This is a genomic window from Bradyrhizobium symbiodeficiens, assembly GCF_002266465.3.
Classification (GTDB): Bacteria; Pseudomonadota; Alphaproteobacteria; order Rhizobiales; family Xanthobacteraceae; genus Bradyrhizobium; species Bradyrhizobium symbiodeficiens.
In genome coordinates this window covers 5092359-5103421 of sequence record NZ_CP029427.2, presented here as the reverse complement: position 1 = coordinate 5103421, position 11063 = coordinate 5092359, and the positions used below count along the sequence as shown (strand labels likewise).

The following is an 11063-nucleotide window of genomic DNA, read 5'->3' as shown; positions in this document are numbered from 1 at the left end:
AACATTCTCGTCTCACTGCGTCAGGCAAATCGCGCGGGAAAACGCGACTTCCACGTTCGCAGCCCGTTCTCTTCGAACATGATGCGCGAACAGCTGTGCCCCTGCTGTTCCAGTGCGGCGATGAGCTGGTAGCGCTCGAACGGACGCACGAAGAACAGGAAGTAGCCGCCGCCACCTGCGCCCAGTAGCTTGCCGCCGACCGCGCCGTGCTGTTTGGCGAAATCGTAGATCGCATCGATCGCGTCCGACGAGATCTTCGAGCTCAGCTTCCGCTTGGCGTGCCAGGCCTCGTCGATCAGCCGGCCGCATTCCAGGAGCTGTCCGCGCAGGAGATGCCGCCGTATGTCGCGCGTCACTTCCTTCTGCTTGGCGGCTGCGGCGACGGCATCGCTGGTCTCGTGCTGTGCCTTCTGGTCGCGGTGGATGGCGCCGGAATCGCGACCCGAGCCGGTGTAGCAGAGCACCAGGCTCTCCTCGAGCTCGGCGATGATGTTGGGGTCGAGGCGAAGCGGCACGATGGTGTTCTGGTCGGAGAAGAACTCCATGTGGTTGAAGCCGCCGAACACGGTGGCGTACTGGTCCTGCCAGCCGCCGGGGATGTTGAGCATCAGCCGCTCGGCCTGGAACGCCATCTCCGCGATCTCGTGGCGGTCCCACTGGTCGCCGCGGAATTCGTTGAAGCAGCCGATGATGGCGGATGTGACCACCGCCGAGCCGCCGAGGCCCGAGCCGACCGGGAAATCGGCGGAGACCTCGAGCTCGAACCCGTAAGTCGGCTTGATCAGGCGCACGACGGACTTGATCAGGGCTAGGTCCCCGTCCGTTCCAAGCTCCGCGAGATTGTCGGCCTCGATCGTGCTGCGGAAATCGTGCGAATAGATCCGGATGCTGGAATCGCTCCGGCGCCGCAGCGTCGCGTGAGCGTACATCTTGATCGTGGCGTTGATGACCGCGCCGCCGTCATTCTCGACGAAATAGTGCGTCAGGTCGGTGCCGCCGCCGGAGAAGCTGATCCGCACCGGCGAGCGGGCGCGCGCGAACACCTCGCTCTCTTCGGACAGGTTGAACAGCTCGCGGCTGAACACGTCGACCAGCCGTCCTTCGCCATCGAGGATAGGCACCACGTGCACGCGCTGATCCAGCAATTTGAGGATCTGCTCGCGCGGGCCGCCGGCCCTGGCCGAGACGAAGTTGCGATTGATGCAGGTCGCAACCCGGTCCTGGATCGTGGTCCCGGCGAGCATGCGCCTGCGGATGTCGCCGTCGGTCACTGCGCCGACGATTCGTCCGCTCGCGTCCTGTGCGAACAGGATGCCGAGCATGTTCGCATTCAGGCGCCGGAAGGCTTCCTCAATGGTCTCGGTCTCGGCGATGGTGACGAGGGTACGTTCAAGCACGTTTCGGGGTCCAGGAAGGGCCAATTCCAGGCCATATCGCAGCAAGGTTGGTAATACGGGAGCGGCAGGGGCGATGCAAGGTTCCTGCGCCCGGCGGCATCGGGCCAAAATGGCCGGCCTCAAGCGCTTCGGTCGGCCCGAGCCGATTTACATTGGCCGCGGTTTCTATAGAAGGCTCCCGAGGGGTCTACGCGACATGTATGTGATCGGAATCAGCTCGGGGATCAAGCACGGGCATCACGACGGTGCGGCGGTTTTACTGCGCGACGGGGAGCTGATCGCTGCTGCCGAGGAGGAGCGCTTCACGCTGGCCAAACATGCGCGCGGCGAGCTGCCGCGCGGGGCGATCGGCTTCTGCCTGAAGCAGGCCGGTATCACCATGCGCGACGTCGACTGGATCTGCTCGCCGTTGAAGACCTACACCAACTACACGCAGCGTCTCACCGAGTATTTCAAGTATCAGTTCGGCCACAGCCCGAAGATCGAGCTCTACGACCATCACCTCTGTCATGCCGCGAGCTCGTTCTACGGCTCCGGTTTTCCGGAGGCGACAGTGGCCTGCTTCGACTTCTCGGGCGATTCCAGTTCCGGCCTCGTCGCGCATGCGCGCGGCAACGACTTCCGCGTGCTGACGCGGTTCGGACGCAACAACAGTCTCGGTCTCTATTACGGGATGCTGACGCAGTATCTCGGCTATCAGATGACCAATGACGAGTACAAGGTCATGGGCCTGTCCTCCTATGGCAGTCCGGACTATCTCGACAAGTTCGCCCAGCTGCTGCGTCCGAACGGCATCAATTACGAGCTCGATCCCGAGCTCGACAAGCGCAGGCGCGACGCCGAGATCTTCACCAGCGATTTCTCGACACGGCAGGAGCGCATCTTCACCGAGAGGATGGAGGAGATTTTGGGGCCGCGGCGGCTGCGTGGCGCGCCGCTCGACCAGCGTCTGACCAACATTGCCGCAAGCGGCCAGAAGCAGCTCGAGATCGTCGCCACCGAAGTGATCCGTTCCGCGATCGCCGAAACCGGCTGCGGTGATGTCTGCATCGCCGGCGGCGTCGGGCTGAACTGCAAGATGAACATGGAGATTGCGGCCGAGCCGTCCGTGAAGCGTCTCTACGTCCCACCGGTGCCGCATGATGCCGGCGTGGCGCTCGGCGCCGCAATGATGAAATGCGCGGAGGCGGGCCACGCCATCGCACCGCTGACCCATGCTTACTGGGGACCGGACTATTCCAACGACACGATACGGGAGACGCTCGACAAGATCGGGGCGCGGTTCGAGCTGCTCGACGATCCCGTGTCGCGCTGCGTCACCGATTTGACCGAACAGAAGACGGTGGGCTGGTTCCAGGGGCGGATGGAGTACGGTCCGCGCGCGCTCGGCAACCGCTCGATCCTGGCCGATCCCAGGCATGCCGGCATGAAGGACCGCATCAACCTCACCATCAAGTATCGCGAGGAATTCCGCCCGTTCTGTCCGTCGGTATTGTATGAACGCCAGGCCGAGTATTTCGAGGACACGTTCGACGCGCCCTTCATGGTGGTGACGTTCCCGGTCAATCAGAAGGTCGCCGAGACCATGCCTGCGGTGGTCCATGTCGACAACACCGCGCGCATCCAGAGCGTCCACGCGGACAGCAACCCGCTCTACAGTCGCCTGATCGGCGATTTCGCGAAAGCGACCTCGCTGCCGGTTCTGATCAACACCAGCCTCAACATCAACGAGCAGCCGACGGTGAACGCGCCGCTGGAGGCGTTGCACACCTATTTCTGCTCGGGGCTGGACGTGCTCTATCTCGGCAATTACCGGCTGTCGAAATCGAATTGACCCTAAGTGGAATATCGCCCCGAAATAGATGGACTTAGAGCGATCGCCGTTCTCTCGGTCATGCTCTTCCATGCGGGCATCAAGGCTCTGCCGGGCGGCTATCTCGGTGTCGACATATTCTTCGTCATCAGCGGCTATCTGATCACCTCCATCATCAGCACCGAGATGGAGCAGGGCAGGTTTACATTCGCGGCGTTCTACGAAAGGCGTGCGCGGAGAATATTGCCGGCACTCATCGTGGTCGTGCTGGTGTGTACCCCCCTCGTTTTCGTTCTCATGCTTCCGCGTGAAGTGCTTGAGTTCTCGAAGAGCGTGATCGCGGTGTGCGCGTTCGTGTCGAATGTATTTTTCTGGTCGCAGAGCGGCTACTTCGACCGGATAGCCGAACTTAAGCCGCTGTTGCATACGTGGAGCCTCGGCGTCGAAGAGCAGTTCTACCTGATCTTCCCCATTCTCCTGATGGGCGCTCTGAAGTTCGGTCGGAAGTGGGCCGGAGTGCTGCTCGCCGCGATCGCCGTCGCGAGCATCAGCTACGCTCAATGGGGACCCCAAACCAAGGAAGCCACCTTCTATTTGATTCCGAGCCGCCTCTGGGAACTGCTCATGGGCGCTGTTCTGGCCTTGTGGCCCGTCACGAAGTTGCGGGCCCGGCTGTCAAACGCAACGCTCGACACTTTGGTCCTCGTCGGCATCGGGCTTATTGCGTTCGGCCTTTTTGAGCGCGGCGGATTCAAATATCCAGGTTTTCGCGCTCTGACCCCGGTGGTCGGAGCCTGGCTCGTCATTGCGTTCGCGACCACTCGGACGACGGTCGGAAGGGTGCTCGGAAGTCGGATCCCGGTCGCAATCGGGCTCGTCAGCTACAGCGCCTATCTATGGCATCAGCCGGTGTTGGTTTTCGCCAGATTGAGCGGCTTTGATCGCCCCAGTGTCGGTGTCGCGCTTGCGCTGACGGCTGTTTCTTTCGTGCTTGCCATCTTGACCTATCGCCTGGTCGAGCAGCCGGCCAGAGATCGCAAGTGGCTGAGAAAGCCGGCGCTGATTGCGGCTTGCTCGCTCGGCATATTCTCACTCGCCGGCACCAGTATCGCTGCGATCGCCACCAACGGATTCGAAAAGCAAGGTCTCTACTTCAGTGGAGACGATACGCGTCGTCTCTACCAGTTGCTCATGCGTGACACCGGGGGCGAGCTCACGCGCGACATGGCCACGGATGGCAATTGCGTCTTCTGGATGACGCAGCTCGAACCTGCGGCCTGGGGCCGGCTCGTCGATTGCTCGAAGAGGTTTGGACCCGGGACAGTCGTTATCGGCGACTCCCACGCGATGAACATCTACAACGCACTGTTCAGGAACAACTATGGCAAGTTTGTCGTTGGGCTGGTCAACCCTGGCTGCCGCCCTTGGGACAACACGAGACGCGAATGTCCCTATATTGGATTCGGCGAATTCATGGATGCGCATCGGGAAGTTGTCGGGACGGTCATCCTGCATTTCTCCGGATCCCATCTCGTGCTCGACGAAAATGATCAGGAAGAGCCCGGCGAGGTGCTGAAATTTGGCGGCAAGTACCATTTCAACGATAACGCGATCACCCAGACGATCGGCTATCTGCAAGCCATGTCTGGGATGACCAGGACAATCTGGCTTGGTCCCTTCGTCGAACCGAGGCTCAATTTCGCCGACTTTGAAGGGATGAAGAAGGTCGCGCGAGAGGGGTATCCCGTCAGTCCCGTGACGGCGGGTATCTTTTCGGCGCTCGAGAAGCACTTGCGCAGCACCGTTGACCTGCAACGCAGGAACTTCGACTACGTGTCGTTCTTCGATATCATCAATCCCGATGCGATGAATCTGCTGAGCGGCGATTGCTTGATGTACAGGGATTTCGATCATCTCAGCGTTTGCGGCGAGACCGTCGTCGGCAAGGATTTGAAGGCGCGCCTTTCGCGATATGCCTCGCCGGAGCGGTGAGCGGGGACGGGCGGCTTCAGGCGCCTGTCAGGGATGCTACCGCTCGTCCGCGATCACCTTGCCGTCGTTCGGCAGCATGCCGGGGCTGACCAGCTCGACGGCTCCGCCGAGTTTCGTCACGGCGCGCAAGCTGCTGGCGATCTCCTCGTGCAGCGCCTGGCTGGCCGCCGCCGTTTCCGCTTTCAGTGTCATCGCATCGGTCTCGCCCTGCCGTGTGACGACGAGGCGTAATCTTCCGAGCGCGGAATGACGTTTGCCGATCTCGGCGATCTGTTCGGGGCGGATGAACATGCCCTTGACCTTGGTGGTCTGGTCGGCGCGGCCCATCCAGCCCTTGATGCGCATGTTGGTGCGGCCGCACTTGCTCGGACCCGGCAGCGCTGCGGTGAGGTCGCCAAGGGCGAGCCGGATCCAGGGATGGTGGGGATCGAGCGACGTCACCACGATCTCGCCGACGTCGCCCGACGCGACGGGATCGCCAGTGCCGGGCCTGACGATCTCCAGGATCAGGTCTTCGTTCACGACCATGCCCTCGCGTGCCTCGGTCTCGAACGCGATGAGGCCGAGATCGGCGGTGCCGAAGGCCTGGTAGGCGTCGATGCCGCGCGCCTTGATCTCAGCCTGGAGCGAGGGCGGGAACGCCGCGCCGGAAACCAGTGCGCGTTTGATCGAGGAGACGTCGCGGCCTGAACTGGCCGCGGCATCGAGCAATATCTTCAGAAAGTCCGGCGTCCCGCTGTAGCCAACCGGGCGGTAGGCTTCGATCAACTCGAATTGCTGTTCGGCATTGCCGGGCCCCGCCGGGATCACGGCACAGCCGAGCGCGCGGGCCGAGGCGTCGAAGATGAAGCCGCCCGGGGTGAGATGGTAGCTGAAGGTGTTGAGGACGGTGTCATCGGGCCGGAACCCGGCCGCGAACAACGCCCTCGCGCCGCGCCACGGATCAGCCTGCCGTCCCTCCGGTTCGAAGATCGGGCCGGGGGAGGTGAAGAGGCGGGCGAATGAACCGGGGGCCGCCGCCACGAAGCCTCCGAAGGGCGCAGAGGCCTTGTGCAAGGCGGGCAGTTCCGACTTGCGCAAGACCGGCAGGCCCGCCAGCGCGGCCCTGGAGGTCACGGCGGCGGGATCGATACCTCTCAGCCGCTCGGCATAGGCCGGGGCGGCCATCGCGGCTCGCAGCACCTCCGGCAGGCGGGAGAACAGATCGGCCTCGCGGGCGGCTTGGTCGCGCGTCTCGCGGGCGTCGTAGTGGGTGGTCATGGCTGTTCTTTCCGTGTTGGCATCCGTTGCGCGCCGCCGCTGGCGTGGGTATCAGACGGCCATTGGCGAGGCCCGGAGAGGACGCGATGGCGGACGAAGGAATCATTGCGGCGGAGGAGGCGACGGACGTCGTCGCGCGCCTGAAGCGCCGGATGATCGAGGAGGCGCTGCCACTGTGGTCGGCCGTCGGTTGGGATTCTGCCGGAGGGGGGTTCATCGACCGGCTGCACCGCGACGGCGCTGCGGATGCGGCTGCGCCGCGGCGCGTGTTCGTGCAGGCCCGCCAGATCTATTGCTACGCAAAGGCCGCACAAATGGGCTGGTACCCTGAGGGGCGCGCCATTGCGCTGAAGGGGCTGGAGCATCTGCTTGCCAAAGCCAAAGCGCCCGACGGCCGGCCCGGCTACGTGCACCGGCTGACGCCGGAGGGGACGGTGCTGGACGGCCGGCGCGATGCCTACGACCACGCTTTCATCCTGTTCGCGCTCGCGACCGTCTACGCGCTCGACCAGGACGCGCAAATTCGTGCCGAGATCGACGCGCTGCTGGCCTTCCTCGACGGCCATCTCCGCTCGCCTCATGGCGGCGTGCACGAAGGCCTTCCGGTTTCGCTGCCGCGCCGGCAGAACCCGCACATGCATCTGTTCGAGGCGATGATCGCGTGTTTCGACGCGACCCACGATCTGGCGTTCCAGAACCGTGCCGGCGAGTTTTTCGCGCTGTTCCTCGCCAATCTCTACGATAAGCAGAAGCGCATCCTTACGGAGTATTTCGAGGAGGACTGGTCGAAGATCGAGCCTGTCAGCGTCGAGCCGGGCCATCAGGCGGAATGGGTCTGGCTGCTGAAAGGTTTCGAACGCATCACGGGATGCCCGACGGGTCAGCGGCGTGCCGAGTTGCTTGCGACCGCGCTCCGGTATCGCGACGAGGCCACGGGCTGCCTGATCGACGAGGGGGACGACATCGGCAACATTCGCCGCGGCACGCGCCGACTTTGGCCACAGACCGAGATCGCGAAGGCTTGGATCGCGCAGGCCGAGTCCGGTGAGGCGGGCGCAGCGGACGAGGCACGTGCGGCGCTGGTGCGGCTCGAACGGCATTATCTCAGCCATCCCGTGAGGGGCGGCTGGTACGACCAGTTCGATCGCGACGGCAAGTCGCTGATCGACACCATTCCTGCGTCGTCGTTCTATCATGTTCTCTGCGCAGTCACGGAAGCGGAGCAAGTGCTGGGTTAGAGCCACCGTTTGCGCCGCTTGAAGCTCTTGAGGTTCTTGAAGCTCTTGCGCTGGTCGCCGGCGCCGCCGAGGTAGAATTCCTTGACGTCCTCGTTGTCGCGCAGCTCGTCAGCGGTGCCGTCGAGCACGACCTTGCCCTGCTCCATGATGTAGCCGTGGCTTGCCACCGACAGCGCGGCGCGTGCGTTCTGCTCGACCAGGAGGATGGTGACGCCGAGGTCGCGGTTGATCTTCTGGATGATCGCGAACACCTCTTTCACCAGCAGCGGCGAAAGGCCCATCGACGGCTCGTCCATCAAGATCATCTTCGGCCGCGCCATCAGCGCGCGGCCGATCGCGAGCATCTGCTGCTCGCCGCCGGAGAGATAGCCGGCCAAACCCGTGCGTTCCTTCAGGCGCGGGAAATAGGTGAAGACCATGTCGAGATCGGCATCGACCTCGCGGTCCCGACGCGTGAAGGCGCCGAGCTTGAGGTTCTCCAGCGACGTCATGTCGGAGACGATGCGCCGGCCCTCCATCACCTGGAAGATGCCGCGGCGGACGATCTTGTCGGGATCGATGCCGTTGATCCGCTCGCCCTCGAACAGGATCTCCCCGCGCGTGACCTCGCCGTCTTCGGTCTTGAGCAGCCCCGAGATCGCCTTCAGCGTCGTCGACTTGCCGGCGCCGTTGGCGCCCAACAGCGCCACGATCGCACCCTTGGGGACGTCGAGGCTGAGGCCGCGCAGCACCAGGATGACGTCGTCATAGACCACCTCGATGTTGCGCACGGCGAGGAGTGCGGCAGGTGCCACGGCGGTTGGGGAGGACCGTGGTGCTTCGATGATTTCGGTCATTGGTCATGCCGCCAATCTGGTTCTCTCGTCATGCCCGGGCTTGTCCCGGGCATCCACGTTCTTCATGCCGAGTGGTCAGACGTGGATGGCCGGGACAAGCCCGGCCATGACGCCCGAATTTGCGTTACCAGCCCAGCAATTCCGCCTTGCGCGGCAGCTCGACGGTCTTGACCTTCTCGAGCTTGATCGCGCCCTTGGCCATGAGATCGTTGAGGTCGCCGTCGGTCGCACCGGTGATCTTGGTGCGATAGAGGTCGACCTTCAGCGTGCCGCGGTGGTCCTTTTCGGTCCAGGTCGAAGGATTGCAGACGCCTTCCATCCCGGCCGGGACCCAATCCTTCTTCTGATAGAATCCCTTGCGGACGTTTTCGCCGGTGGCGCCGCCGTTCTTGGCGGCCCAGTCGAGCGCTTCCCTCATGTAGAGCGCCGAACAGACGGCCGCGATGTAGTGAACCGGGCGATAGACCTTTCCGGTGGGGTCGGACATCTTGGAGATTTCCATCACCGTCTTCATGCCGGGCGCATCGCCACCCCAGCTCACCGCGGTGCGCAGCGGGAAGATCACGCCGTTGGCGGCGTCTCCGGCCGTCTTGGCGGCGTTCTCGTCCATGCCCCAGACATTGCCCATGAACTGGATCTCGACGCCTGCGGTCTTGCACGCCTTCATCACCGAGATGTTGGAGGCCGCGGTGTTGCCGAGATAGGCGTAGTTGGCGCCCGAGGATTTCAGGCTCAGGCACTGGGCGCTGTAGTCGCCCGGCGCGAGCGCGAACACGAGCGGCGGCAGCACTTCGAAGCCGAGTTCCTGCGCCATGGCTTCGCCCGCCGCCTTCGGCGCGTTCGGATAAGGATGGTTGGCGCCCATGTGCACGAATTTCGGCTTGCCGGACTTGCCCTTGGCCTTCCAGTCCTCGGCTGCCCAGATCAGCATCGCACGCAGCGAGTCCGAATAGCTCGGGCCGTAGAAGAAATTATAGGGCGCGGGCTTGGCCTTGCCGCTGACGCCTTCGGGATCGGTGAGGGCCGCGGCATAGGAGCCGGACATATCGGGGATCTTGTCCTGGGCGAGGAAGCCGGTCAGCGCCTCGGTGTCGGCGGTGCCCCAACCCATGATCGCGGCGACCTTGCTGTCCGGCGCCGACCACTTCTTGTAGAGCGCAATCGCGCGCGGCACCTGGTAGCCATAGTCGTTGGTGTCGACGTTGAGCTGCTTGCCGCCGACGCCGCCGTTCTTGTTGACCCAGGCGAATGTGTCGGCAACAGCTTGGCCATAGGGGGTGCCGACGTCGGATGTGCCGCCTGAGCGATCCTCGAGGTGGCCAACCGCGATCTGCGCCTGTGCCCCCGCGGAAAAAGCTGCGATGACAAGCGCGAGCGACGCGGTGCTCAAAAAGGACTTGGTCTTCATGGGTCGTTCCTCCTTTTATCGTTTTTAAGTGAAGTTGCCGTGCTCAATGTGAGAACGGATAGAGCTTCCAGTATGCCTTGATCTGCCGCCAGCGATGCGCGAGCCCGTCGGGCTCGAACATCAGGAAGGCGATGATGATCACCCCGATGGCGATCTCGCGCAGGAAGGTGAGATTGTTGTTGAGCGATAGAGCCTTGTCGATCGCGCCGCCCTTCAGGTGGCTGCTCAGGAATTCCATGGACTCCGGCAGCAGCACGACGAACGCGGTGCCCATCAGCGTGCCCATGATCGAGCCGGTGCCGCCGATGATGATCATGGCGAGGAACAGGATCGAGCGCTCGATGCCGAAACCTTCCTGCGACACCACGAGCTGGTAATGCGCATAGAGCGCGCCGGCGATGCCGGCGAAGAAGGCGGCCAGCCCAAACGACAGCGTGCGATATTTCGTGAGATTGATGCCCATGATCTCGGCGGAGAGATAATGGTCGCGGATCGCCACTAGCGCCCGGCCGTCGCGCGTGCGCATCAGATTGGTGACCAGAATGTAGCAGAGCAGCACATAGGCCAGCACGACGTAGAAATACTGCTTGTCGCCGCGAAGCGTGTAGCCGAAGATCGAGAACGGATTGGCGCTCGCCGGTACCGAGCCGCCGGTGAACCACTCGGCGCGGGAGAAGAAGTCGAGCAGGATATATTGCGCGGCCAGCGTCGCGATGACGAGATAGAGCCCCTTCAGCCGTGCCGCCGGGATGCCGAAGATCAGTCCGACCAGCGCGGTGATGACGCCCGCGAGCGGGATTGCGAAGAAAACCGGGATCGGCGCGTTGTTGGAGATGTATGCCGAGGTAAAGGCGCCGAGCAGGAAGAAGGCGGCATGCCCGATCGAGATCTGTCCGGTGAAGCCGACCAGGATGTTGAGACCGAGCGCCGCGATCGAAAAAATGCCGATCTGGATCAGGACGCTGAGCCAGTAGCCGCTGAAGAACTGCGGCGCCAGGCATAGCAACAGCACGCCCGCAATCGCGAAGTTGCGGCTCGTGGTGGTCGGGAAGATCGTGGTGTCGGCCGCATAGGAGGTGCGGAAATCACCAGCAGGAATGAGGGCAGGGCCGGCCATGG

The 11063-nt window shown here is 63.3% G+C and carries 8 protein-coding genes; 3 read left to right on the top strand and 5 right to left on the bottom strand.

What is annotated here, in order from left to right; genetic code table 11:
• Positions 1–20: 20 nt before the first annotated feature.
• Positions 21–1397: a GHMP family kinase ATP-binding protein gene (locus CIT39_RS24020; protein ID WP_094972449.1), complete on the bottom strand. Its 1377-nt coding sequence runs from the start codon at positions 1395–1397 to the stop codon at positions 21–23.
• A gap of 196 nt (positions 1398–1593) precedes the next feature.
• On the opposite strand from CIT39_RS24020, the gene CIT39_RS24015 reads away from it, so the two are divergent.
• Entirely contained in the window at positions 1594–3231 is a 1638-nt protein-coding gene (locus CIT39_RS24015) for a carbamoyltransferase family protein (RefSeq protein WP_094972448.1), read from the top strand.
• A gap of 6 nt (positions 3232–3237) precedes the next feature.
• Entirely contained in the window at positions 3238–5202 is a 1965-nt protein-coding gene (locus tag CIT39_RS24010; RefSeq protein WP_148667336.1) for an acyltransferase family protein, read from the top strand.
• Positions 5203–5238: 36 nt separating this feature from the next.
• Here CIT39_RS24010 and CIT39_RS24005 read toward each other — a convergent pair whose 3' ends face one another.
• A complete protein-coding gene (locus CIT39_RS24005) occupies positions 5239–6462 on the bottom strand; it encodes a phenylacetate--CoA ligase family protein (RefSeq protein WP_101635007.1) in 1224 nt (407 codons plus the stop codon).
• 86 nt (positions 6463–6548) lie between these two features.
• Between CIT39_RS24005 and CIT39_RS24000 the strand changes: the two genes are divergently transcribed.
• Positions 6549–7700: an AGE family epimerase/isomerase gene (locus CIT39_RS24000; RefSeq protein WP_162308647.1), complete on the top strand. Its 1152-nt coding sequence runs from the start codon at positions 6549–6551 to the stop codon at positions 7698–7700.
• On the opposite strand, the gene CIT39_RS23995 is transcribed toward CIT39_RS24000, so the two are convergent.
• The 3 genes from CIT39_RS23995 to CIT39_RS23985 form a co-directional block, all read right to left on the bottom strand.
• Positions 7697–8536, bottom strand: a complete 840-nt coding sequence (locus CIT39_RS23995) for an ABC transporter ATP-binding protein (protein WP_094972446.1) — start codon at positions 8534–8536, stop codon at positions 7697–7699. The genes CIT39_RS24000 and CIT39_RS23995 overlap by 4 nt on opposite strands.
• 124 nt (positions 8537–8660) lie before the next feature.
• Positions 8661–9944: an ABC transporter substrate-binding protein gene (locus CIT39_RS23990; RefSeq protein WP_094972445.1), complete on the bottom strand. Its 1284-nt coding sequence runs from the start codon at positions 9942–9944 to the stop codon at positions 8661–8663.
• Positions 9945–9987: 43 nt separating this feature from the next.
• Entirely contained in the window at positions 9988–11061 is a 1074-nt protein-coding gene (locus tag CIT39_RS23985) for a branched-chain amino acid ABC transporter permease (protein ID WP_094972444.1), read from the bottom strand.
• Between the last annotated feature and the right edge of the window lie 2 nt (positions 11062–11063).

Bases quoted from the DNA above. Each gene is read 5' to 3' on its own strand.
- CIT39_RS24015 (WP_094972448.1), top strand. From the start codon at position 1,594: ATGTATGTGATCGGAATCAGCTCGGGGATCAAGCACGGGCATCACGAC.
- CIT39_RS24005 (WP_101635007.1), bottom strand. From the start codon at position 6,462: ATGACCACCCACTACGACGCCCGCGAGACGCGCGACCAAGCCGCCCGC.
- CIT39_RS24000 (WP_162308647.1), top strand. From the start codon at position 6,549: ATGGCGGACGAAGGAATCATTGCGGCGGAGGAGGCGACGGACGTCGTC.
- CIT39_RS23995 (WP_094972446.1), bottom strand. From the start codon at position 8,536: ATGACCGAAATCATCGAAGCACCACGGTCCTCCCCAACCGCCGTGGCA.
- CIT39_RS23990 (WP_094972445.1), bottom strand. From the start codon at position 9,944: ATGAAGACCAAGTCCTTTTTGAGCACCGCGTCGCTCGCGCTTGTCATC.
- CIT39_RS23985 (WP_094972444.1), bottom strand. From the start codon at position 11,061: ATGGCCGGCCCTGCCCTCATTCCTGCTGGTGATTTCCGCACCTCCTAT.